Annotated in this window: 20 protein-coding genes; 1 reads left to right on the top strand and 19 read right to left on the bottom strand. The window is 71.3% G+C overall.

Annotation, left to right across the window (positions count from 1 at the left end):
- Positions 1-132 precede the first annotated feature (132 nt).
- From ACQKM2_RS01575 to ACQKM2_RS01485, 19 genes are all read right to left on the bottom strand, one after another.
- Positions 133-621 carry a GNAT family N-acetyltransferase gene (locus ACQKM2_RS01575; protein ID WP_427705266.1) on the bottom strand — a complete coding sequence of 163 codons (489 nt, stop codon included), beginning with the start codon at positions 619-621 and terminating at the stop codon, positions 133-135.
- Positions 622-659: 38 nt separating this feature from the next.
- Complete coding sequence (locus ACQKM2_RS01570) at positions 660-2,039, bottom strand: NUDIX domain-containing protein (protein ID WP_427705264.1); 1,380 nt, start codon at positions 2,037-2,039, stop codon at positions 660-662.
- Complete coding sequence (locus tag ACQKM2_RS01565) at positions 2,036-2,842, bottom strand: class I SAM-dependent methyltransferase (protein WP_427705261.1); 807 nt, start codon at positions 2,840-2,842, stop codon at positions 2,036-2,038. Before ACQKM2_RS01565 ends, ACQKM2_RS01570 begins: the two co-directional genes overlap by 4 nt.
- Positions 2,843-2,874: 32 nt before the next feature.
- Positions 2,875-3,276: a GFA family protein gene (locus tag ACQKM2_RS01560; protein ID WP_427705259.1), complete on the bottom strand. Its 402-nt coding sequence runs from the start codon at positions 3,274-3,276 to the stop codon at positions 2,875-2,877.
- A complete protein-coding gene (locus ACQKM2_RS01555; RefSeq protein WP_427705256.1) occupies positions 3,273-4,289 on the bottom strand; it encodes a protein-L-isoaspartate O-methyltransferase family protein in 1,017 nt (338 codons plus the stop codon). Before ACQKM2_RS01555 ends, ACQKM2_RS01560 begins: the two co-directional genes overlap by 4 nt.
- 333 nt (positions 4,290-4,622) lie before the next feature.
- Entirely contained in the window at positions 4,623-5,999 is a 1,377-nt protein-coding gene (locus tag ACQKM2_RS01550; RefSeq protein ID WP_427705253.1) for an NUDIX domain-containing protein, read from the bottom strand.
- Between the two features lie 143 nt (positions 6,000-6,142).
- Complete coding sequence (locus ACQKM2_RS01545; RefSeq protein ID WP_427705251.1) at positions 6,143-7,048, bottom strand: phosphotransferase; 906 nt, start codon at positions 7,046-7,048, stop codon at positions 6,143-6,145.
- A gap of 302 nt (positions 7,049-7,350) precedes the next feature.
- Entirely contained in the window at positions 7,351-9,225 is a 1,875-nt protein-coding gene (locus ACQKM2_RS01540) for an ATP-binding cassette domain-containing protein (protein ID WP_427705714.1), read from the bottom strand.
- Positions 9,226-9,742: 517 nt separating this feature from the next.
- Entirely contained in the window at positions 9,743-10,843 is a 1,101-nt protein-coding gene (locus ACQKM2_RS01535) for a hypothetical protein (RefSeq protein ID WP_427705248.1), read from the bottom strand.
- A gap of 84 nt (positions 10,844-10,927) precedes the next feature.
- The gene (fxlM, locus tag ACQKM2_RS01530; protein WP_427705246.1) at positions 10,928-12,997 is read right to left on the bottom strand and encodes a methyltransferase, FxLD system; all 2,070 of its coding nucleotides are present in this window, start codon (positions 12,995-12,997) and stop codon (positions 10,928-10,930) included.
- A gap of 61 nt (positions 12,998-13,058) precedes the next feature.
- Positions 13,059-14,330 (bottom strand): lanthionine synthetase C family protein, encoded by a 1,272-nt coding sequence (locus tag ACQKM2_RS01525; RefSeq protein ID WP_427705712.1) that lies wholly within the window; start codon positions 14,328-14,330, stop codon positions 13,059-13,061.
- Positions 14,327-17,395 (bottom strand): lantibiotic dehydratase, encoded by a 3,069-nt coding sequence (locus ACQKM2_RS01520; protein ID WP_427705243.1) that lies wholly within the window; start codon positions 17,393-17,395, stop codon positions 14,327-14,329. The genes ACQKM2_RS01525 and ACQKM2_RS01520 overlap by 4 nt, the downstream gene beginning before the upstream one ends.
- A gap of 80 nt (positions 17,396-17,475) precedes the next feature.
- On the bottom strand, positions 17,476-17,625 hold the full coding sequence (locus tag ACQKM2_RS01515; protein ID WP_327388731.1) for an FxLD family lanthipeptide: 150 nt from the start codon (positions 17,623-17,625) through the stop codon (positions 17,476-17,478).
- A 359-nt stretch (positions 17,626-17,984) separates the two neighbouring features.
- Positions 17,985-18,119, bottom strand: coding sequence for a hypothetical protein (locus ACQKM2_RS01510; RefSeq protein WP_427705240.1), 135 nt, complete (start codon positions 18,117-18,119; stop codon positions 17,985-17,987).
- Positions 18,116-18,565 (bottom strand): hypothetical protein, encoded by a 450-nt coding sequence (locus ACQKM2_RS01505; RefSeq protein ID WP_427705238.1) that lies wholly within the window; start codon positions 18,563-18,565, stop codon positions 18,116-18,118. Before ACQKM2_RS01505 ends, ACQKM2_RS01510 begins: the two co-directional genes overlap by 4 nt.
- A 35-nt stretch (positions 18,566-18,600) precedes the next feature.
- Positions 18,601-18,921 (bottom strand): hypothetical protein, encoded by a 321-nt coding sequence (locus ACQKM2_RS01500; RefSeq protein ID WP_427705236.1) that lies wholly within the window; start codon positions 18,919-18,921, stop codon positions 18,601-18,603.
- A gap of 289 nt (positions 18,922-19,210) precedes the next feature.
- The gene (locus ACQKM2_RS01495; protein WP_427705234.1) at positions 19,211-19,573 is read right to left on the bottom strand and encodes a hypothetical protein; all 363 of its coding nucleotides are present in this window, start codon (positions 19,571-19,573) and stop codon (positions 19,211-19,213) included.
- Positions 19,570-20,157 carry a hypothetical protein gene (locus tag ACQKM2_RS01490; RefSeq protein WP_427705232.1) on the bottom strand — a complete coding sequence of 196 codons (588 nt, stop codon included), beginning with the start codon at positions 20,155-20,157 and terminating at the stop codon, positions 19,570-19,572. The genes ACQKM2_RS01495 and ACQKM2_RS01490 overlap by 4 nt, the downstream gene beginning before the upstream one ends.
- Entirely contained in the window at positions 20,154-21,566 is a 1,413-nt protein-coding gene (locus ACQKM2_RS01485; RefSeq protein ID WP_427705229.1) for an SAM-dependent methyltransferase, read from the bottom strand. Before ACQKM2_RS01485 ends, ACQKM2_RS01490 begins: the two co-directional genes overlap by 4 nt.
- A gap of 211 nt (positions 21,567-21,777) precedes the next feature.
- Between ACQKM2_RS01485 and ACQKM2_RS01480 the strand changes: the two genes are divergently transcribed.
- The gene (locus ACQKM2_RS01480) at positions 21,778-23,181 is read left to right on the top strand and encodes a Tat pathway signal protein (RefSeq protein WP_427705226.1); all 1,404 of its coding nucleotides are present in this window, start codon (positions 21,778-21,780) and stop codon (positions 23,179-23,181) included.
- Positions 23,182-23,233: the final 52 nt, after the last annotated feature.

Here is a 23,233-nt window from a genome sequence, read left to right as displayed (position 1 = left end):
GAAAACGTCGCGAGTGAACCGATTTCGATACGGCGCAGGAGCATCTGGGCGCAAGAGAGGGGCGCTATCGAAACCGTGACAGTCACCGTTATCGAGATGGACGGGAACGGGAAGCCCGTCGCGTTGGCCGTCTCACCGTCGCCGAACGGCGACAAGTGGATCACCCTGCGCCCGTGCTCTGTTCGTGATCGGCAGGACACCCCTTGGGGCCTGTCCGGCCGACCATGCCGGGTGCCAGGGGGTTCTGGCGTACAGCTCGTAGAGGGTGACCCCGTCGTCCTCCAAGTGGTCGAGGAGGGCGGCGAGCGCGGCTTTGGCGTAGCCGCGGCGGCGGTGTGCGGGGTCGGTGGCGACCGCGTGGATCCGTACGGCCAGGCCCTTGGGGTACTTCGGGGCGGGCAGGACGGCGTGGACCAGGCCCAGGGCGCAGGTGGCGAGCCCGCCGGCGGGGGAGTCGATCACGTACGCGCGGGCGTCACCGCCGTCCTGGAGGCGTAAGGCGAGCTGGTCGGCGCACGTCGTGAGCCAGACTTCGTCGAGGGGTTCGCTCAGGATGTTCTCCGACCGCAGGCGGGCGATCTCGGCGGCATCGGCAGGGGTGGCGAGGCGGGGTTCGGGCACGGGGGTCCTTCCTTGGACGGGTGGAAGTTGCGGACAGGCTAGGGATGTTGGGTTCGGAGGCGGCGCAGGGTGCGGTGGCCGCGCTCGGTGACCTCGGGATCGTCGTGGCTGGTGCCGTAGGCGATGCCGGACACGGCGTCGAAGGCGGCCTCGCAGTCCAGGCGCAGCTCCTCGGCGGGGGTGAGCGCTCTGCCGTACCCGTCGAGGAACGCGGAGCGCAGGTCCGGGCGGCCGGTCCAGGTATCGCTCAGCCGCACCATGTCCCGGGTCGCGGTGTTGTACTCGGACCGCTCGAAGTCGAACAGCAGCGGTTCCCCGTCGCCGTCCAGCAGGACGTTGCGGTACTGCAGGTCCCCGTGCGTGGGCACGAGCGTGGGCTTCGGGAGGTCCGCGTAAGCGCTGACGAGGGCGAGGACCAGATCCTCATCCCCGTCGGCCAAGCAGGGCCGGGCCCCGTCCAGATGGCGCTTGATCTTGTCCGCGGCCATGGCGGCTGCGGCGGGCCGCTCGGGTGCGCTGCGGTGAAGGACGCCCACGAGACGGCCCAGGGCCTGCTGGACGCGCACCTCGTCGCCAGCGCCGAGGACCATGCCGTGCAGCGGGTGCCCCTGCAGCGCGGTGACGACGACGGCCCGTGCTGCGATGTCGGCGGCGACGAGACGGGGAGCGCGCGCCCCGAGGGCCGGCACCCAGGACCGGTACGCGGCGACCTCCCGCTCATGAAACCGCGCCCCGCGATGCCGCTTCAGGTACCAGGTGCCGCCCCCGGGCCCTGCCAGCCGCCACACCCGGCTGCCGGTGCGCACCCAGGACACCTCCGTCGCCTCCACGATCCTGCCGATGGCCTGCTCGGCGAACACCCGCAGCCCGTAAGGCACCTCCACCCCGCCGACGGGCGGTCCGCTCAGCAGGCGGGTGCGGTCGGGGCCGTCCGGCAGGTGCTCGATGGCGTCGCCCGGCTGTTGGAAGTGCACGGCGGCGGGCAGACCGGCGCGGTAAGCCTCCAGACCGGCCCGGCAGTACGCCACCATCGGGTCGGGGAGGGCGTCCAGCGGGTACCAGTCCATGCCGTCGCACCGGTCCGGCTCCATGATTTGAGGCTGGCCGGACCAGCGGCGGACGTCGAGGAAGGCGCCGAGGCGGGACCGGGATCCCGTCGGTGGGTGGTGGTGGACGGTGACCGCCGCGGTCACGTCCTCCGCCTGGATGAGTACGCCTGTTTCCTCGAGGGCTTCGCGGATGACGGCTTCGACCATGTCCTCGTCTGGGTCGAGGTGTCCGGACGGCAGGTGCCATAGGCCCGATGCGTACACCGGTCCGGCCCGGCGGGACAGCAGCACCTCCGGTCCGCTCTGGCCGTCACGGCGCAGGATGAGGTGGACGTCGACCGGCACCGTGTGCCGGGCCCCGCCGCTCACTGTGCGGCCCCGGGGCGGCGGGCGAGCAGCACGGTGAACACGCTGTCCTCGTGCAGGACTCCGTCCCGCGCATGCTGGAGCAGGAGCGTTTGGGCCTGGTCCTCGAATCCGGCGTGGTCGGCGAAGAGGTCGGGCCGGGCGAAGCTGGTGGACCGCAGGTATCCCAGGACGCTGCGGGGGGTCCACGTGCGGTTGAAGGGGATGCGGTGCTCGGCGATGTCGCTGAACGCGGATTCGGAGAGGTCGTCTTCGTAGCGTCGGCCGGGCTCGCGGTAGGTGCCGGTGGTGCCGGCGCGGCGGTCTGCTCCGAGGTGGGACTGGACCAGGCCCCGGAGCGCGACAGTCCATTCGGCCTGGTGGGTCCACAGGCTGCCGTCGCCCATGATCGCGACGGCGGCGTGCGGGGCGGCCACCCGATGGGCCATGGCCAGTAGCGAGGGGCGGTCCATCCAGTGGAACGCCCGGCAGCAGGTGATCAGATCCGCCTGGTAGCCGGGTTGGTCGGGTGCGAACTTCTCGGCCGGGATGGCGCGCACGGTGGCGGTGCGCTCACCCAGCTGGGGTCCGAGCTCGTCGAGCGCGGTGCGGAGCATCGCCTCGTCCTGGTCCACGAGGTCCAGGTGGGCGGCGGGAGGCAGGGCGGGGAGCATGGACAGGGCGACCTGTCCGGTGCCGGCGCCAAGGTCCAGCAGCCTGGGCGCCGCCACGCCGGCCAATTCCCGGGCCAGGAGCTGGACCACCTGGTCGGGCAGCTGAGGGCGGTATCGGGCGTAGTCGTGGTCCACCGAGTCGAACAGGGACACGGGTCTCCGATCTCGTGGTGTGGGCGTGGTGTTCAACGGCGGGTGTCGGGGACCTGGGGCAGCCAGGGCACGGCGGTCTCCCGGAAAGACTGGTTGACCGGGACCAGGTCGGGCGGGTTGCCCAGCGCGGAGAGGGTGACTGCGATGCTGGTGGCGCCGTCGTCGAGGGCGCAGATCTGGCTGCCGCAGGACGGGCAGAAGCCGCGCTTGGAGTCCGGCCACGTGTAGTGCCACGACGGCTCGGTGCCAGACCAGGTCAGACCGTCGAGCGGGAAGGAGACCCACGACATCATCGGTGCCCCCGACAGGCCCTGACAGTCCCGGCAACTGCAGGTGTGGGGGTAATCGGGCTCCCCGGTGACCGTGAACTGGACCTTCCTGCACAGGCAGCCGCCGGACCGGGCAGCGGTGGAAGCGGGGGCGGGTGAGGTCATGAGGTGAACTCCTTCGGCACCAGGGTGGGTTCGTGGGCTTGCGGCGGGACGGTCCCTGCCGGTTGGAGGGCGGCAGGCAGTGGCCAGGACAACTCGTTCGGGCCGCTGCCGGCGCTGACCCACTGGGTTCCGTCCGGTTCGAGGTGCAGCTGGTAGGAGGTCGGCGATCCGGCCGCCTGCCATCGGGTGGCGGTGTCCTGTATCTCCGCCCAGATGTCGCGAGGCCCGCAGACCGTGACCGTCCACGTCCCGGAGTCGTCCGGCCGGGCAGTGACCCAGGACCCGCAGTCGGGGGCCCCGATGACCAGGTGGTCGGCAGCCCAGTTCCGTACGAGCCCGGGGTGCAGGTGGTCCAGGGCCAGCCACAGACCCTGCGCGTCATCCGGCGGCGGGCCGATGTGCGTGGTGAGGGTGCTGCCACCGTCCGCGGCCTCGATCCGGCTCCGCAGACCGGGCTTCAGGTAGAGCTGGCTCCAGCCGTGGCCCGCCCGGTGCCCGAGCCGCACCGCTTCCAGACGGGCCCTAACGCGCCCGCTGCCGGTCCTGGTGAGGACAGCCAGACCCGGCCAGGACGGCGAGTACGTCGACAAGGTCGCCAGCCCCAGCCCGCCGACGGCCAGCTGCTGCGACCAGGCCTCCGGTACCCGGGTGACTGCGTACGACACGAAGATCCGGTCATAGCCGGCGCCGGCAGGCCAGCCGTTCTGCCCGTCCCCTGTCACGGCGGTCGGCCGGTGGCCGAGCAACGCCAGCCGCTCCCGTGCGGCGGCGGTGACGTGCTCGTCCCGGTCCACGGTGACCACCCCGGCATCACCTGCGATCAGACACGCGACGGCCGCGGTCACTCCCGCACCGGTCCCGACATCCAGGACCCGCTGCCCCGGCCGCAGATCCAGTTGCTGGAGGCGCGCGACGGTCATGCCGGCCGTGCTGGACATCGCCGTCATCGACCCGCCCGACCTCGGGCCCGGCACCCGGCCCAGGACCGGCTCCACCGTGCTGGACCAGCACACTCTCCCCTCCATACAGCAGCCCGAGCAGCTCCTCCCGGTCCGCGGGCACTCCCCAGTCGAGCAAGTCCCAGCGCGGAGGGGTCTCGTCCGGCCCGCTGCGCCGCACGTACGCCTGCGGCATCAGCACCTCCCGCCGCACCGCGAGGAACGCGTCCCGGACCGGGCCCGCCTGGAGGTGGCCGGCGGCCTCCAGTCCGGCGACCATCTCCGCCCGCGCGGCTGCCGCCCTCTCCTCAAGGGTGACTCCGGCATGGGCGGGCGGTACGAGAGGATCGAGCACGTACGACTCCTTCGGCAGGGGGACGGGCACTGCGGGCGGGATGCGCGGGGCGGTCAGGACCACCCGAGCTCCGTGTAGGGACGTCCAGCGCGGATGCCTTCGATCGCCGCTCGGGTGTAGGGGACGATCGGCTCCGGAAGGGCGTCGGCGGGCCACCAGCCCCAGGAGACGCACCGGTCCGGCTCCCGGACCTCGGGGGTTCCCGTCCACTGCCGGGCGCGGAAGACGAACCCGACTCTCGGCTGGTCTCCGGGCTTGTCGACCATGTGCACCACGTGGGCGAGCTCGACGTCGGCCGGGTCGATGAGCAGCCCGGCCTCTTCCTGCGCCTCCCGTACCAGGCAGGCCACGGCGGACTCCTGCTCGCAGTGCCCGGCGAGGAAGTGATGGGTGCCGCCGGCGTACGCGGAGCCGGGGTGGCGCAGGCCGAGCAGCACCTGGCCGTCGCGCTCCAGGTAGAGGTGGACGCCGACGATGTGCGGAACGCTGGTGCTGCCCGCCTTCGGCCCGTCCGGCCCGAGGGCTCCGCCCTGGGGCGCCGTGGCGCTGCGGGCGGCGTGCTGGGCGTGTCGGCGTACGAGCTCCAGGGTCGAGGGGCTCAGCCTCAGGCGCTCTATGGCGTCGGGGCGGAACCAGGCCAGCATCACGCCCTCGGTGAGCGGCAGGCGGGCAGGGTCGCCGCTCCAGCGGGCGGTGAACACCTGCACCGGCACGGTCAGGCCGTTGGTGCCGGTGGCGAGCTCGACGGCGAACGGCTCCACGACGCCCGGCTCGAGCCCGGCTTCCTCTCGCAGTTCACGGTGGACGGTGTCGTCGAGCGAGGTGTCGCCGGGCTCGCGGCCGCCGCCGAGCAGCGCCCAGGCCCCGGGCTCCCAGATGCCGGGGAGGTCATCGCGTAGGTGCAGCAGGTAGCGGCCGTGCCCGTCGTGGATCAGCGCAGAGGCGTTGACCGGCTCGACGCGGCCGTCGAGCCCGGACGCGGAGAGCTTCTCCCGCAGCTGCGGGGCTGTGACCTTGTCGAAGGCGACCCACTGTGGGGCCGAGACCTCCTCCGGCTGCACCGTGACCTTGACGTCCCTGTCCACCAGCTGGAAGACGAAGCGGAAGTCCCAGTGCTGGTGCGCAGCCTCGCCCTTGGTCGGGTTGGCTTCGATGTCGAAGACGTCGATGTCGATGGGCAGGTCCCCGTAGGCGGCGGTGGCACACAGGGCGCCGGGCGGGATGCCGACCTCCTCGTGGATCTCGCGCAGCGCCGTCTCCAGCAGCGAGCGATCCCCGGCCTCGACGTGCCCGCCGGGTGCCAGCAGCAGCCCGAACGTGTTGTGGTGGACGAGCAGGACCCGGCGGTCGTGGTCGACGACGACCGCGCTGCACGTGATGTGCCCCGGCAAGGTCGAACGGCTCGTGGGCTCGGCGTCTTCGTCGAGCAACCGCAACAGAGGGGCCAGCAATGGAACTTCAACCAGGTGCCGTTCCAGGTAGGAGATGATGAGATCGCGGACGTGCGAGCGGGTGGGCGCCAAGAGAGACCTCACAGTTCAGGGAAGGGGCGGAGTGAAGTGGGCGGTGGTGCTCACGGCTTGGACGTCCTCATCAGCCGGTCCAGGGTCCGCCGCCCCCGGGCGGTGACCTCCACGTCACCGTTGTCCGGGCCCCAGGCCAGGCAGTTGACCGAGTCCAACGCAGTAAGACAGCGCAGCGCGTGTCGCTCGGCGTCGGTGAGTAGGCGCCCATACCCGTCAAGGAATGACTTCTCGCGATCCGGATGGTCGGCCCACTGGGTGACGGTGAGAAGGACGAGGTCCTGCACGCGGGCGGCCGGCCGGGTCCGCTCGAAGTCGAGGAGTGCGAGCCCGGAGGCGGAGGCGGACCACAGCCAGTTCCGCGGCTGGTTGTCGCCGTGGATGAAGCCGACGGGGACCGGGCCGACACGGCGAAGTTGGGCGGCGTAGTTGCGGATAACCTGCTGCTCACCGTCGGTGAGTCGGTTCCCGGCGCGGGCCAAGTTGTTCTCCGCTCCGTCGGCCGCAGCTGCGAATGATGCTTCAGCCTCCACCCGGTCGGATTCGTCGAGGTTGCCTGCTTCGTGGAGCCGGGCGCACAGCTCTCCGGCCTGCTGGTGCACGGCACGCCATGTGGCGTCGTCCAAGCCGAGCTCCTTCGCGGGATCGCCGGGGGCCGCGGTGAGCAGGAGGACCAGGTCGTGGGCGCGGCTGTCCAGGAGCTGGGGTGCCCGGCCGTGGCCGAGTGCGGGAACGATGCGGCGATAGGCCCTGGTCTCGCGGGCGTAGAACTTCGTTGAAGGTGAGATCTTCACGTACCAGCAAGCCCCGCTTGAGCCCGTCAGCTCCCACACGCGGGACCGCGGCCAGGCGTGAGAGGCATCGCGTACGGCGACGATGTGCCCGGTTCGCTGCTCGGCCCAGTGCCTCACCGTCGCGGGCAGGGTTTTGGACCGCATGATGTCGCGCGAGGTCAACTTGGTCTCCTAGAACGGACGGTGGTCCGGGCAGTGCTCGGTGGTGGCCCTTCCGTAGGAGGCGATGAACCCAAACAGGCCCGTCACGTCCTCCATGCTGGGCGCTGTTCCGGACAGTGGGGTGCCGAAGTGGACCCGGTCGAAGAGGTGATGGCCGTCGAGCATCGTCAGTGCAGGGTCGGCTCCGGGCCCCGGCGCACTGGCCTCGGCGGTAGGGATGGTGTGCGGTCGGACGCCGTCGCGTCCCGCCTCCGGGTGGGCGTTCACCCTGGCGTCATGCTTCTGGGGCGTAGTGGCTGGGGTCATGCGTTGTCCTGGGCGTGCAGGGTGTCGTGGTCGCCAGTCGGCTGGGTGGGGATCGTGGCATCGAAGGCTGAGGCCTGGAGGAGGTAGGCGTCGCGGAAGTCCCCCGTGCCCGTAGCCGGGTCCATGAGTTCCTCGAAGGTGCCCGACTCGGCGACCCGGCCGTCCTTCAGGACGTGGATGAGGTCCGCGTGGCGTACGGAGTGCAGGCGGTGGGTGATGAGTACGATCGTCTGGCCGGTGGTCGAGGCCAGGGCCCTGATCTGGTCGAAGACCCGCTGCTCCGCGACCGCGTCCAGGGCGCTGGTGGGCTCGTCCACGATGAGGATCTCGGCCTGGCGGTACTTGGCCCGCGCGATGCCGATGCGCTGCCACTGTCCGCCGGAGATCTGGTGTCCGCCGCGGTATCCGCGGGCCAGCAGCGTGCCGAGCCCACGAGGCAGGTCGTCGAGGACCTGGTCGGCGCCGGAGAAGGCGGATGCCTCCTGGACCGCCCGGTCGTCGATGGCCTGACCGGGCTGGCCGATACCGACGTTCACCCGGAACGTGAAAGGCCAGTGGTAGAAGTCCTGCGACATCAGCGCGACGCGGCCGAAGACCTGGCCGCGGTCGGCGGTGCGGGCATCGACGTCGTCCCACCAGATCGTGCCGCTGCCCTCGTCCGGAAGGTAGAGGCCGGCGAGGAGCCTGACCAGGGTGGACTTGCCGGAGCCGTTCTCACCCACCAGCGCGATGATCTTCCCCGTCGGGAACGCCAGGCTCACCTCGCGCAGCGTGGGTTCCGGCTTGCCGTCACCGCCACTGCCGGGGTACGTGAAGGTGACCTTCTCGAATCGGACCTCCCGCAGCCGCTCTGGCAGCGGGTCCCCGCCCATGGGGATGGCCCGGGTCTTTGCCTCCCGGCACAGCCGCTCGAAGTCGGCGACGAACAGGGACTCCTGGTGGAGCTCGGTGACTTGGAGCACCAGGCTGTCGAGGCTGGCGGCGCCGGTGCGGATGGCCAGTACCGCCGTGCCGGCGACGGCGAGTTCCATCGCCCCGCCCCACAGCAGGGCGCCCAGAGCGCCGTAGGTGAGGAGGGTGGCGAGACCGCCGGCACCGTCGGCCGCGAGCCCGATGCGGGCCGCACGGCGGGCCAGCCGGGTCTGCTCGCGTTCGCTGGTCTCGGCCATGGTGCGGAAGTGCCCGAGCAGGAAGGGCCCGACGTCATGGACGCGGACTTCGGCAGCCGCTTCCTTCTGCGTCAGCAGCTGACCGAGGAGGTGCCCGGCGCGGGCGTGCTGGACGAAGGCGTGGAAGGAGATGTACCGCTGGCGGGAGATCATCAGCGAACTCCACGCACTCGGCAGCGTCATCAGCACCAGGAGCGGCAGCAGCACCGGGTGCAGGACGGTGAGCACGCCGGCCGCCGCGATCAGCGACACGGCGGAGTTCAGGGTGTTGGTGCAGTAGCGGATCATCCGCCGGGCCGAGTCGGCGCCGTAGCGGGCCGCGTCCAGCAACCGGTGGAACTCGTCGTCCTCGATCGCCGACAGCTCCGTGCGGTGCACCAGGCCGAGGTACTGCTCGGTGGCGACTCGCTGCACCTTCGGCTCCAGGGCCCCGGTGGCCGCCGTCGAGGCCGAGCGCAGGAGCGACCCGAGGAACGCCGTGACGGCCACGACCGTGAGCGCGGGCAGTGCCTGGACCAGGCGCTCGTTGGTGCTGCCGGCCGCGAGGACGTGGCCGAGCACGCTGTTGACCGCGACCAGGCCGACCGCCTGCGCGATACCCCGCCCGGCCTCCGAGGCCAGGACCACGCGCAGGGCCCGTGCGTCGGCGAGGTGGGCGAGCCGCAGTCCGGTCCCCGCCAGCCGGGGGAGCTGGCGCGCCATCGTCCAAAGCCCGAGCCGGAGCCAGGCGCCCTCGTGCTGGTCCCACCCGATGTCGTAGGCCAGCTCGCCGCCGAAGAGGAGCCGCTCGGAATCCGACACCCCCGCAGCGCCGGATCCACTTGCCGAGTCCTTGCTCACGCAGCCCTCCCGAAATGCGTTCGTGAGCCGCGGCAGCAGGCAGATGAGGCGTCAACATGACCCCCATCCGCCCGGCGCAGGCACGGGGCAGGCGCGTGGTGTTCGATTAAGGGGAGGGTGTCGAGGTGCTTCGGTAGGAGATTCACGGGGGTCCTCCAGATGGGCGCACGACTGGTACTGGTGCTCTAAGAACGGCTCCGATCCGGGTCCGTCACGGCCGGATTGGAGGCAAAACGGGAACGAATGTTCTCGTCCGGCGGGGTGGGCTTGGCGCGTCTGGGTCTGTGGCGTTGAAACTCGCTCGAACAGGGGCGTGTCACCCGGGCGGAGGATTGCCGATCGAGTGCGTACGCCGGACCGGCTCGGACACCTGGGCGACTCAGGGGGCCGACAGGCTGTCTCTGATCACGCGGTCGCTCCGATGCAGTGCCGTGTCCAAGACACTCCGCAGGCGCGCGGGCACGGCGCCGGAGCCCAGAGCGCACGCTGCGACGAGGTCGTGGCAGTCCTGGAGCTGTTTCGGGGCGGCGAGCTCGGTGAACAGTGAGTCGTCCAGGGCCTCGCGGGCGGCAAAGCCGTCACGAGTACCGACGATGCCCCGGTGCAACTCGTTCGTGATGCGGTACGCGGCAGGGCTCGTCGGGGAGGCGATGGTGTCCAGGGCTGTGAGGCGCAGGCGGGTGTCGAAGACCGTCATGCCCTCCTCGGCGGGGACGGCGCGGAGCACGGCCTCTAGTTCGTCCTGCTGGCTGTGATTCAAGTCGGCGCGGGCACGGAGGCATAGGGCGTGGAGGCAGGCGGTGACGGCGTGCTCCCACGGCTCGCCGGCGGCGGTGTCGGCGATGAGTCTGGCTGCGTGCTCGGTGTCTCCGCTGGTGAGGGCGGCGACGATGGCGATCTGTCGGCCGTCGAACATCCGCTTGCCGATGCCCTGGTGTTCGCGGGCGTGCGCGAGGGCTTCGGCCCACCGGCCGCTTCCAGTGAGGGTCCGTGAGCCGTCGGCGAGGAGGACCCGCCACAGCCAGGCGCGTACTTCCTGCCGGCCGCCTTCGGACTGGACCAGGTCGGCTGGGATGTGCACGTCGTCGAATCGGTCGGCGGTGCCGTTCGTGACGACGTCGAAGATACGCAGAAGACGGTTGCGTCCCTCGTCGGGGTGTCCGGCGCGGATCTGCAGGCGGGCCAGGTTGACGACGGGCTCGAGGGCCCGGATTACGGCCGTGGCGGGGAGTGGGGCGGCGTGCAGATAGGCGTCGGCGTGCTGGTGGCACAGCTGGCGGGCGAGGTCGGGCAGTCCGACGTCGCTGGCGATCAGGGCGGCCTGGTTGTAGACGGCCGAGCCGAGCCCCTGGTCGGAGCGGGCGGCGGCGGTCTCGGAGAGGGTTGCGAGGGCCTGGACGCGGTCGGGAAGGGGAAGGCAGGTGGGCCGGAACCGTGAGACGAGGGGGAAGCGTCGGGCTGACTGGCCATGCGGGTCCATGAAGTTCTCCGAGGGGTCGGCCCGACGTGTGGGCCCGCTGCGGGAGATGGGGGCAACGGGCACCACACGGTCAGGGGCGCACGGTCAGTTGAAGCCGATGACGATCCGGTTCAGAGGCGTGTCGACGATGAACTGGCCGGGACTTTCCTTGGGGGCCGGCGTCTGGAGGGACTTGAGCTCGAAGCTGGCCTCCCGGCTGCGGTAGGTGCGGTTCCAGGTCCGGATGGTCTCAGCGACCTTGGCGGCGAGCTCGTCGCCGCCGGGGCCGTGGCCGATGACGCCGAACTCCCACAGCTTGCCGCCCTCGGGGGTGGTCTGGTCCGAGAGGCGCCGGGCGAGGTAGGTCAGGGCGCCCTTGTCGATGACCGCGGTGGAGGAGGGGTAGGGGTCCTCACTGAGGGTGGTGCCCTTCGCAGCGGCCGGGAACAGCATCCTGACCAGGCCGGAGTCGAAGGAGCAGCTGACGAAGAGCTCCATCCACTCGGGCGATTCCATGGCGCGGACCGTCATCCCGGTCCACTCCTCGACCCGCGGTTCTTCGAGCACGCGGGCCAGCGCCTCGCCGTCGATGGGCGTTCCGGTCGGCGCCTGCAGGCGTACGGTCCCGTCCGTGACGAGGGGGATGATCCGCCGGTCGTCGTCCGCGATGCCACGGCGCAGGGGCATGAAGGTGTTCATCTCGCTGCCGAGGGAGAGCCACCGGCCGTCTCGGCGTTCGTAGACGATGGAGCGGGAGACGCTGCCCTTGATGCGCTGGGGAACGACGAGCCGTCCGCCCGGGGCGAGCTGGTCGAGCCAAGCGTGCGGGATGCCGTGGGCGCCGACCGTGGCGATGATCCGGTCGTAGGGCGCCCCGTCGGCGTAGCCGACGGCTCCGTCGCGGGTCAGGGCTTCGACGTTCGCGTACCCGCCGGCGGCCAAGTGCGCGCGGGCGCCGTCGACGAGGTCGTCGTCGACGTCGATGGTGGTGACGTGACCGGTCTCGCCGACGAGGTGGGCGATGAGGGCGGCGTTGTAGCCGGTGCCGGCGCCGAGTTCGAGGATGTGTTCGCCGGGCTGGGCGTCGAGTTGGTCGAGCATGAGGGCGACCACGGCGGGCTGGGAGGCGCAGGAGATGGACGTGCCGTCGGTGTCGTACTTCACGTGAACCGGCTGGTTGGCGTAGGCGTCCTGGAGCGAGGCGTCGGGCACGAACAGGTGCCGTGGCACGGTGCGCAGTGCGGCCTCGGCGGCGGGGTTGGTGGCGTGGCCCTTCTGGCGGATCTGGTCGACGAGGGCGTTGCGGAGCTGTTCCGCAGTCGGGTCGGGGTTGGTGAGTGTGTCGGTGTTCACCGATTCGACGCTATCGGGGGGCGGGGTGCCGTTGGGGGTGCTTGCGGGGGTGTCACTCGTTCCCATGATGGCCTTTCGGGCGAGGTTGGACAGGGCGCTCTGGTCCTCCAGGGGGAGGCCGGCCCGGTTGAAGTGGAAGATCAGATGGTGGGCGAGGACGGCTCTCAGTCCTCGGCGTAGGCGGCCTTCGTCGTTGAGGACGGCGATAGCGGCCCCGGCCCGTGCGAAGGCGCGGACCCAGTCGGCGTGGCCGTGGAGCGGGCCGTCCTCCCGGCACAGGCTGCGGGCGTCGACGGTCAGCAGGGAGTGCATGGCCGCGTCCAGCTCGGAGGCGAGGATCGGCGGGGTCGGGCGTTCGGCGGCGACTTTGTCCCAGACGTCTCCCTGCTCGTACCAGTCGAGACCGGCAGCGCGCATCATCGCGCTGACGAGGAGGACGGCGGTCTCGCGGCGGCCGAGGTGCCCGGTCTGGACGGGGTAGGTCATCAGGTGACGGCTGTCGGTGTGGAACAGCTCGTGGGCCGCCTCCATGCCCTCGGTCCCGCCGAAGGCCAGGGTCTCCGGCTCGTAGGTCGCGGGAATCCACTGCCGGACCCGATCGTCATGGACGAGCCCGCTGAGGGCGTCCCACACGGTGGGGGTCTCGTCGCCGGTGGTGCGCACGCGTAGCTTCCACGGCTGCTTGTTCATGAACCACCAGGCGGAGATTTCCCCCCGGTCCTCGGCCTTGAGCAGGGCGGGGCCGAGCGTCTGGGGAATCACCTGCTGCGCGGCGGCGCGGTCCCGGAAGGTGACGTTGATCTGGTGCCAGGTGCCCTGCATCGGTGAGGTCCTTCAAGTAGGTGGACGACGGTGGTGGGTTGTGGGTTCGTGCGCGCGCCGTTCAGGCGATGAGCAGGCAGGTGTCCCAGGAGGTTTGGGGCGGTGTGCCGGTGGCTGGAGCCAGGAGGGCCAGGGCGATTCCCGCGGCGCCGTCGAGGAGTCCGGGGTCGGGTTCCTGCGTCCGGAGGAGCCCGGCTGCGACGGCGGCAGGGTCGCTGCCAGGGGGGTGCACGGCGGACAGCAGTGCGGGGAGCACTGCCCGGAGTTGACCGGCGGTAGCGGCGAGGGCGTCCGAGGCTGCCCGAGCGGCGATGTGGGCGAGGCCGGCGAAGCCGTGACACAGACCGTTGTCGGTGGTCTCGCGAAGCTGCTGGGGGTCAGTCAGCGCTGCCAGAAGGCTGTGCTCGGCGGCGAGCTGCCGCCTCCGGTCGCCGAGAGCGATGGCGGCGAGCTGCTGCGCGCGGGCGAGGCCAGCAGTGCCGTAGCACCAGGACGGCCGCTGTGGCCCCACGGGCAGGTGACCGGTGCGTAGGGCCGGCAGGGTTACCCAGTACGGCCAGGCCGGTCCCCGACCGCAGTCGACTTCCCAGCGGTCCAGCCATTGAAGGATGCTGGCGATGGCCTCCCGATGACCCGAGGCCATCGTCCCGCGGAGTCCGGCGAGTGCAAGGAGGGCAAGGACACCTCCAATGCCGTGGGCGAGCCCGGTGTTGGCGTGCCCGTCCGGGTAGCGACTGTCGGGGCGTCCAGAAGGTCCGGACGCCGTCCACCATCCGGGCACCGTCCCGCCCCAGTGGGTGAGCGGCTGGGTGAGCCGGACCAGGTAGTCGAGGATGGCGCGGACGGTGTCGCTGTCGGGGCGTCGGCGAAGGAGGTAGGCGCCGTACCCGGTGATACCGCGGATCGCGTCGAACTCCGCGAGCGCGGGGAGTTCTCCGGCTTCGATGCGCTGCTCAGCCGCGGCCAGGCGGCGGTGTGCGTCGCTGGCCACTTGTCGGTCCAGGGCATCGAGTGCGGCCCCGTACGCCCCGGGAAGGCGTTCGGCCGCGCACGCGAGGGCGTGGGCGAAGGCCGGTGCACCGTAGAAGGCGTGGCTGTCGGCCCCGCTGGTCAGCGGCTGACCGGCCACGGCGGAGAGCCAGGAGTGCACGCGGTCCCATGGCGCGAGGCCGGCGGCGGCGAGCTCGATGTGCAGCAAAGCGATACCGGGAGCGCCGTGGCCGAGGGACTGCCGACGCCAGTCGGAGGCAGCGTGGGCACCGAGAGGGGCCTCCGGCTCGGCGAGCCGGTCGGCGATCTCCCGGGTAAGGCCGAAGGCGGGGTGGGGCATCAGCGGGACCTCCTGGCGGTCCAGGCGAGGGCGGCGGCCCGTGCGAGGTAGAGGCAGACGGCTTCCTCGGCGAAGTCGACGGCGACGGCGCGGACGAAGTGGACGTGGAGCAGGGAGGTCAGCACGTCGTCTGCATCAATGCCCTGGGTATCCAGGCCAGGGAAGTGGTTCCGGTACACGGCCAGGGCCCGGCTGCGGTCGCTCCAGGCGTTCAGGATCGTCTTGCCGTCGGCGACAGACCGCAGGGCTGCCCAGTCGTTGTCAGGGTTGGCGAGCGCGACGGCATCAGCGAACTCCGGGCGGGCCACCCGTGCCGGGGGCGCGGGCGGGACGTGGTCGATTAGCCACGCCATCGCCTTCGGCGTACTGCCGAAGTAGGCGGCGGCGATGGCCACACTGTGCGCGGCGACCAGCGCCCGCCGGGACGGCCGGCCCGCGCAGGTGAGCTGCGCGAGGACTGCACGGGAGTCGGCTCGGAAGACCTCCTCGGCTGCAGCCCACGCCGCCCCCTCGCCCCACCTGCCCATCTCCGGAAAGGAGGTGGCGTAGCGCAGATCCGATACCAGCCCAGCGCACCGGAGTTCATCCGCCCACGCGCTCACCGTGCTCGCCGTGGCGGCGAAGGCCTCCGGGGTGGGCAGGGCGAAGCGGAGCCGCAGGTGCTGGTGGGGGTCGCGGAACCGTACGAACCACCAGGGCGGCCCGCCGAGCCGGTCCAGGAGGTCCGGCAGGTGCTCCCCGAGCAGGACGTCCTGGCGGCGGACGTCCCCGTACACGCTTGCCAGAAGGACAGGCGAGACGGCGGGCGTGTGGACCAGGTCTCTCCGAACCGTGCGAGCGGACGTGGGCTGGGGCAGGCGCGGCCAGGCCGGTGGACGGTTGGCCTTGAGGGGCACGACGATCTCGTGGGTCCGGCCGCCGCACCAGCCCAGCTCGGCCGCGCCCGGGGCCTCGGCGACCGTGATCGCACCGGCACGGTCCAGTTCCTCGCGCAGCAGCGCCCTGTGGGCGGGGACGGTGAGGTCGAGGGGCAGGAGCCGGTCGCCCTCGCCGACGTTCACCGTCAATGGGAGCTTGCGGGCGTCGCGCCAGGTGCCGAACGCCGCGTCCCATTCCTCCCACGGTCGGTCAGCTGCAGGCAGCTCCCCGACGTTCAGTCGCCAGCGGAGCGGCGCCAGGATGATGCGGCCGGTGCGCAGACGGGGAAGGTAGGGCAGGTGGGAAGCGGCTCCCCAGTCGAACGTGGTGACCTGCGCGCACTGGGCGCGGCCCAGCTCGGTCAGGAACCTGGCCAGGGGCAGTGTGTGAGTGTCCAGGTTTAGGGCATGCATCCCCACCGCCTCCACACGCTGCCCGCGACCGGGGGCAGCGAGGTACATCCGGCGCCCGTCGCAGCCCACCGCCAGGGCGTCGACGGTCAGCACGTCTTCACCAGGAGCACGGTGCTCGGCCAGGCTGATCACGGTCGGCAGCACGCGAGGTGTGCGGGTGACGTGCGCACTCTCCGGCAGCAGAGGCGGGAACGACAGCTGGACGGCGATCGTGTCCGGGTCGGAAGCCGGAAGCTCGCTGAGGTCGTCGATCAAGGCCTGCCGCTGCCCGGATTCGAGCACAGGGAGGAACCGGCCCGTTCCGACCCCGGCGCCCCGGGAGACGCTGACCGCTTCCAGGCGGAAGTCTCCCCGGTCCAGAGCGCGTGTGTCGGATGCGCGGAGCCGGAACCCGAGCTCAAGGTGGGACGGGAGCCGTACCGGTTCGCTGCCCACGGTCAGGGCTTCGATCGTGGCCTCGTCGAGGACGACCTCGCGGCGGCCGTCGAGGGCAGCTTCCTGCGCCAGCCGCAGCAGGACCTGGTCGCGGTCCGTCAACCGAGGTTTGAGGTCCGCGGCGCCAGCGCCCGGATACCCGTCGGGGTAGCCGATGCCGCTGTCGGCGACCACGTCGAGCACCGGAACCATGGAGCCGATCCCGAACCGCTCGTAGAACCGCATGTGGAACGCCTTCCAGGCTGCCGTCCCGAACGGCGCCGGGCTGACACGGGCCAGCAGAAGAGCGGCCCGCTCGGCCTCCCGGGCGACCTCCTCCGGCAGCACGACGGACCCGGCCAGGCGCACGTCAACGGCGACCGGATCCCGACGCAGGCGGGGGGCGACGGCGCTCATCTGGGCACGGGCGGCCTCGTGCCCGTCGGCGTGGTGGAGTTCATCATGGATGGCCCTCAGAGCGGCGAGGGTCTCCGATACCCCGACGACCTCGTCAGCGCCGATGGCGTCGAGCTGGGCCAGCAGGTAGCCGAGCGCATCGGTCTCCGTGCTCGGCGCGTGCAAGGCGCTGACCAGGACGCCGACCCCCATCAGCTCCCGCACGAACCCGTTCACGGTGGGCTTCCCTGTTGAGGGGAACTCGGCCAGGACCTTCGCGACGACGTCTGCGACTGGGATCGGCGCCCGCGCTGCGGTGAGGACGGCAGCCACGGCGCCGGTCATCCGGACGGAGGCCTCGACCGCGTGCTGGCGGGCGGCTCCGGCATCCGTCCGGTACGGGACGACGAGACGATCGCCGCGTTCGATGAGGGTGGTGTTGGCGACTACCGGAATCCGCTCCAGCAGCTCGGCGTCGGCCTCCAGCTGGGCGATGACCTCCGCCATCCATTCCGCGGACGCTCGGGCCACCGGCAGATGCTCGCGTCCCCAGTCGGCATGGGCCGAGGCGCCGAAACCGGCGGTGGTGACGCCGGCGAAGTATCCGAAGGGCGTGGGGCGGCCGTGTGCTCGCAGTACGTACCGGGCCACTGAGAGTGCAGCCCGCCGCACATCGCGAGGCCGGGGACGTTCGGCGGCCAGGAGGCCATCGACCTCACTGCCCAGTGCCGGGCTGGCGTGCCACAACGCCTTGCCGGTATCCGTGTCGCGGATCGCACGCAGCCAGGGAAGCTGCCCGGTGAAGTCCCCCGGGGACCGGTCGGCCAGGTCGGGCCAGGGCACCAGCGGAGGGGCGGGAGACGCCACCGCGCGCACGAGCGCCGTGCGGCCGGACCGAAACGCGGGGCTTGCCACCTGAACCTCCATGAAGGGTGAAAGGAACGGACGGACCGTTGCCGCCCCGCCGCGCTGGGCGGGACGGCACCGGTCAGGGCGGAGCGAGTGGGTCAGTGGACGCCGGTGGTGCAGGCGCCGCAGGTCGATCCGCAGCCGTCGTCGGTCAGCGTCTTCAGGGCGCCCGCGTCGCCGACCTCGACCAGCTCCACGTCCAGGTGGAACGCGTCCGTGGCCGTGGCCTTGGACTGGGCCTGGGTCATGCCCGGGTTGGGATTGGTGGCCATTGCAACTCCTTCTGCTGATTCGGTTTGTTCGGTGTGGTACTGGCCAGGGGCAGGTGCCTGACGGCGCGCTTCCTGGCCTCCCCCTTCGGAAGCGCCGGAGAGGGAAGTCGTGGGCCGCGATGGCGGCGGCAGGGATCAGTCCCTGTCTCTGGGTGGTGCCGAGCTGCGCGGCGAGAGCCCGGCACCGGTGTGGTCTTCATAGAGCCGGGCCCGAGAGACCATCTGCCGGACCGTGCACCGGAGATACGCCTCGGCCAGCCAGCCTGCGATCGACCCTGCCACCGGCACGGCGGCCAGCCGCTGTAGCAGCACGAGCCTGCGGCGCTGCACGGCCCTCACCACAGCACTCCCACATTGGTCGGTGGGGTTTTCACCGGGACGCTGGCACAAGCATCGGCCAGGGAGGGCGCCGCATCGCGGCGGCCGTGCTCGCCCTGGTGCTGCGAGGCAGGCAGCAGCGTGACGTTCACGCGACCGCCTCCACGGGCCCGGCAGGGACGTAGTGGCCCGGGCCGTAGGCCCCGTCCACTTCGAAGCGCAGGGTCTTCTCCACCGTGAGGAACCGCAACGCTCGCTGGACGTGGTGGGGGAGGAGCCCGAACTCCTCGCCCAGCAGACCGGTCGGCAGTGCCGTCCCTGGCCGGTAGTGGCCGACGCGGATCCGGTCGCGGACGGCACCGTGCAGGCCGCGGTCGCGTGGGTGCGGTTCCCGCGTGCGCAGCCGGACCGGCACACTCCCGGTGTGCAGCGCGATCTCGCCCAGGCTGTCCAGACGCAGCAGCCCCTGGTGCACATGCTTCTCCGGCAGCCCCAAGGCCAGGGCCAACTGCTTGGTGCTCGGAAGAGAGGAACCCGGCGGGTACACGGTGGTGACGTGCTGGTGCACGATGACGCAGGCCCGGTCCAGGATCCGCATGCTCTCCGGCCTCGTGGCAGCGGAGACACCGGCCGTCATGCCGAGGCCGCCGAGTACGCGGCAGGTGCAGGCCCTCTGGACCACTGCCCGGCGCACCCCGAGGCGACGGGGGAGCACGCGGACGCACGCCCTGCGGCCGGCGCCGAAGTAGCGGTGGACGGAGCCGGGGCCAGGACCTCGCCTGCGACTTCCTCCGTCATCCAGGCCAGCCGGCGCAGAAGGCCGATGTCCAGGGTGTCACGGCGCAGCCGGTCGCGGACCTCGCGCAGGAGACCGCACGCCCGCGCCCGCGTCTCCTCGGTGAGCCCGGTTTCGACGTGGCGGGAGGCCCGGTCCGTCAGCGAGCGGAGGTCCACAGCCAGGCTGGCAGTCAGCGGGCGGACCTCGCCCAAGTCCACCGCATCGTCGAGGACAAGATTGAGGGTGTCCCAGAGGCCGCTGTCTTCGCTGGTGATGTCGTCAAGCCGGGAGACCGCGAGGGCACGCAGCAGACGCCAGGTCGCCAGCTCCGCCTCGGGCGGGGTACGAGGGACACCGCTGGGAATACCCCTCCTCGGCCATGACGGCGGAGAGGGTAAGCAGGACTGCGGCGTGGGGATCGGAAGTGACGGACCCACGGAAACTCCTCGGACAGGGAATTGGATGTCAGTTGTCGATGCCGTGCGCGGAGGACCGTCGGCTCCCGGGGCGGCGCGGGGCGGGGTGCGAGACCTCGTACGGGCGCACGATCTCCTGGCGCGTTTTGACCACCAGGTCGGGGCGGCCGCGAAGGATGACTCGCTTGAAGGACCTGTCGAAGCCGGGCGAGAACAAGTTGGTGATCTCGTAGGCCGTGCCGTCGAGGACCAACCAGTCGCCGACCCGGATCTCCCGGGGCGACGCGTCCCGGACCTCTCCGGGCGGCGCACCGCGCACGGTGCGGGCGGCCAGGCGGTCGTGCACGGGTTCCGGCTCGTTGTCCTCGAGCCCGGTCCAGTAGGGGTCGTCGCCGAAGTCGGTGTACGTCACGGGCGTTCGCTCCCTGCGGGCGGGGCTAGGGAGGGACAGCTGGACGACTGCTCAGAGACTGGATCCGTGATCAGCACGCTGAGCGTCGGCTTCACGTCGCAAGGAAGCTGGAGAAGGTGACGGCCGTGGTCGTAGCGGACCTTCTTCCAGCCCCACGCGCGGGCGATGTGGTCCGCGAGCCGGCCGTCGGCCACGTTGCAGCGCAGCCATTGCGGCGGGCGCGGGCGGCGTGCGAGCTGATCGGCGAGCCAGAGCGAGACCAGGCGGCCTGCGTGCCGGTGAACGGGGTCGGCGTAGAGCAGCAGCAGGCCGACGCTGCTCTCGGCGCGCTCGGACGTGTTCCAGCCAGCGCCCGGACCGCTGGGGTCCAGCTCCCACATCGCGACGAGGCTCCCGTCCTCGAACAGACCGTGGAGATCGTCGCTGTGGTCGCCGGTCCGCAGCGGCCGGACCAGGGCGATGTCGCGTTCCTGGTCGACCGGCCGCCCGCACTCGGCCTCCCGGGCCCAGCGCCGGGACAGCAGGCTGCCCGCTTGGGGGTAGTCGGTGCGGGTGAGGGCCCGCACGCTGTAGGGAGCGGTCACGGGGTTGCCTCCCGGTACGCGCCGCCGGCGGCTACCGGCGTGTGTGCCAGAGCGTTCGCGCCGAGCCGCCTGCCCGCCGACTCGGACGCGCAGGCGGTGAACGCGTACGAGCCGTACAGCGGCTCTCGGTCGTCGACGGCGCGGAGCCCCTCAAGAGGAACAGCCGTGATGCCCGGGCCCGCCACGTCCCAGTCGGCGGCAAGGGCCAGCAGCTGTTCCAGGGTTCGCGGCCGGTACAGGATGCCGGCCTCCTGGTACAGCGCGACGAGGTCGGGGGTCGACTCGGGGTAGCTGTCGGCTGCCGCGTGGACGACGGACAGGAAGCTGCCGTCGGGAACCCACGACCGGAGCGTGTCCAGCAGGTGCCTGGCCTTGTCGTCATCGATCCACGGCAGGACCTCGTGCAGCAGGACCGCCATCGGCCTGCGCCGGTCGAGGCGTGCGATGGCCGGCTGGGCGAGCATGTCCTCGGCGAGCGTGATGTCGGCGTGCAGGCCCATCTCCCGGGGCGTCTCTTCGAACACAGTCCGGACGTGGGCCTGCACCATCGGGTCGCGGTCCACGTAGACGACACTGGCTTCGCGCTGGACCTCCTGCGCCGCATCGTGAACGTTGTGGCCGTGGCGACGGGGCAGCCCACAGCCGAGGTCGAGGAACTGCACGATCCCCTGCGAAGCGAGATGCCTGACGACGTGCTGTCCGTGGGCACGGGCAGCGGCAGCTGCCCGGTCAAGCCACGGCGCCAACGCGAGCAGCTGACGTCCCAGAGCCCGGTCTGCCGGGTAGTTGTCCGTTCCGCCGGTGACGTAGTCACACACCCGTGCCACCGCCGGCTTGGAGAAGTCCAACTGCGGCAGCGCGGTACCGTCGGGCTCCGCCACGAGTCCAGCGGCATCCTCGGAAGGCACACGGTCCGGCCCGGCCGGCGGCGCCCCGGGAGCAAGGGCCTGCTGGTGATCGCGCAGGTAGGCACTGATGGTCTTGCCTTGACCATCGGACCTGGGAGAGGTGCTCCAGTAGTCGCAGAGCTTGGTGACGATGGACAGACCGCGCCCGCTCTCCGCGAGGTCCCGGGGCCGGGTGATCTTCGGGACGGGTGGGCTCGGATCGGAGTCCGCGACCTGGGCGATCAGCGCCTCGCCAGCAACGAACGTCAGGGAAACCAGGATCTCGTCCCGTCCCGCCGCGTGCGGCTCGGCATGGGTGACAGCGTTGGCGGCCAGCTCGCTGCAGATCCTCACCGTGGAGTCGGTCAGGGACTCGCAGCCCCACCTGCCCAGTTGGTCCGAGACGAAGCGGCGGGTCTGCCTGACGGATTCCAGGCGGCTGGGCAGGGCCACGCACGCCGAGACGGCGGCGGGGGAGTCCAGAGCCCGAAGCAGGTCGCTTCGCGTGATCCGATGGGACATGGTCACCTCACCTCGTTCCATTCCGCGGACGTGCAGACCCCGCCGGGGAGTCGTGTGCCGGTGCATTCGAGGGCCGAACTACGGCCGTGTCAGTGGCCCTTGGGGCTACCGTTACGCTCAGCGAACCGCGTTTCACCCCGTGTGGGTATCCCGAAGCGCGATCGGGGACGGGTAACGCGGGTAAAGATCGTTTCGTGGACAGGAGCGCAGCGTGCCGCGCGAACGGAACACGCGACTGGAAGGCGTACTTCAGGAAATCGGCTGGTCGCAGGTCGCGGCAGCCGCGCACGTTGTGCGCGTCGCCTCCGAGGTCGGCGCCACGGAACTGCAGACCATCACGCGCTCCCACATCAACCAGTGGATCCGAGGAGCGCACCCGGGACCGACGGCGACCCGTATCTTGTGCGAGACGCTGTCGCGAGGACTGCTCGGCAAGGGGCTGAACCGCATCGTCACGCCTGCCGGCATCGGGCTCAACGACCCCGACGACAAAGCGGGTTCGATGCGGCCTCAAGGCGGCGACACCATCGCACAGCTCGTGGATCTCGGGGGGACCGACTTGGACCTGGAGCGCCGCCTGGCCCTCAAACGCGCCGCCTTCTCGCTCGCCGGAATGAGCCTGCCGTCCACCGGGTGGTGGGAGGACTCCCTGACCGCCGCCCGTACCCGACAGCCTCCAGCTGGCCGGACGGTCGGGCCGGACGACGTGGCCGCCGTACGGGAGATGACCCAGCTGCTGTCGCAGCGCGAGCAGCGGCGTGGGGGAGGAGACGGACGGTCCGCACTGGTGGCCTACCTCCGCACGGACGTGGCCGCTTACCTCGGCAGCCGGTTCCCTGACGAGCGCATCCGGCAGGAGATGTTCGCGGCCGCCGGCGAGCTGGCCTACCTGGCAGGCTGGACAGCGTTCGACGCCTCCGAGCACGTGCTGGCCCAAAAGTGGCTCAGCCTGGCCCTGCAGCTGTCTGCCGAGGCCGACGACGCCCCGCTGGCAGGACACATCCTGCGCGCACAGGCCCACCAGACCCTCGACCTCGGCCACCCCACGCAGGCCCTCCAGCTGGCCGAGACCTCCGTCTCCCAGCGTCGCTACACCAACGCCAGCTCCCGCGAGCGCTCCCTCCTCGGCGTCGTCCATGCCCGCACTCTGGCAGCCGCTGGCCACAAGCAGGAGGCCATAGAGGCCCTGCTGCGAGCCGAGGACGACCTGCGCAGCGCCCAAGCCGACGACGACGAGCCCGCAAGGGTCTTCTTCTTCTCCGAGGCGTCCCTCGCCCACGAAACAGCCCGCACCCTGCAAGCCCTCGGCGATCTCCAGGGCGCCGAGCGGGAGTTCCTGCGCAGCGTCCGCACTCGAAGGAGCGCGGCCTTCGCCCGCACACACGCCGTCACCCTCGGCCTCCTGGGCGCGGTCCAGATACAGCGGGGCGCACTCGACGTGGCGTGCGCGACCTGGACCCAGGCCCTCGACGCCATGCAGGGAGTCCAGTCCGGACGCGCCCTGGACACCGTCGTCCAGATGCGCCGTGCCCTGTCCCCATACAGAGGTCGCGGCGGCACCGTGCTGGCCCGCCTGGACGATCGCGCCCGCACCGTGATCAGCCGGGTACGCTGACCGCGCCGTCACACCACCGGTCCGAGCCGAGCCAGTAGCCCAGCCGGTCCGG

The organism is Streptomyces sp. NPDC004126, assembly GCF_050275515.1.
Lineage (GTDB): Bacteria > Actinomycetota > Actinomycetes > Streptomycetales > Streptomycetaceae > Streptomyces.
This window is presented reverse-complemented; position numbering and strand designations above follow the sequence as displayed.

Excerpts from the sequence above, each read along its gene's own strand:
- ACQKM2_RS01560 (WP_427705259.1), bottom strand. The coding sequence starts at position 3,276 with ATGACCTCACCCGCCCCCGCTTCCACCGCTGCCCGGTCCGGCGGCTGC.
- ACQKM2_RS01540 (WP_427705714.1), bottom strand. The coding sequence starts at position 9,225 with ATGGCGCGCCAGCTCCCCCGGCTGGCGGGGACCGGACTGCGGCTCGCC.
- ACQKM2_RS01535 (WP_427705248.1), bottom strand. The coding sequence starts at position 10,843 with ATGGACCCGCATGGCCAGTCAGCCCGACGCTTCCCCCTCGTCTCACGG.
- fxlM (WP_427705246.1), bottom strand. The coding sequence starts at position 12,997 with ATGCAGGGCACCTGGCACCAGATCAACGTCACCTTCCGGGACCGCGCC.
- ACQKM2_RS01520 (WP_427705243.1), bottom strand. The coding sequence starts at position 17,395 with ATGGAGGTTCAGGTGGCAAGCCCCGCGTTTCGGTCCGGCCGCACGGCG.
- ACQKM2_RS01515 (WP_327388731.1), bottom strand. The coding sequence starts at position 17,625 with ATGACCCAGGCCCAGTCCAAGGCCACGGCCACGGACGCGTTCCACCTG.
- ACQKM2_RS01505 (WP_427705238.1), bottom strand. The coding sequence starts at position 18,565 with ATGCGGATCCTGGACCGGGCCTGCGTCATCGTGCACCAGCACGTCACC.
- ACQKM2_RS01485 (WP_427705229.1), bottom strand. The coding sequence starts at position 21,566 with ATGTCCCATCGGATCACGCGAAGCGACCTGCTTCGGGCTCTGGACTCC.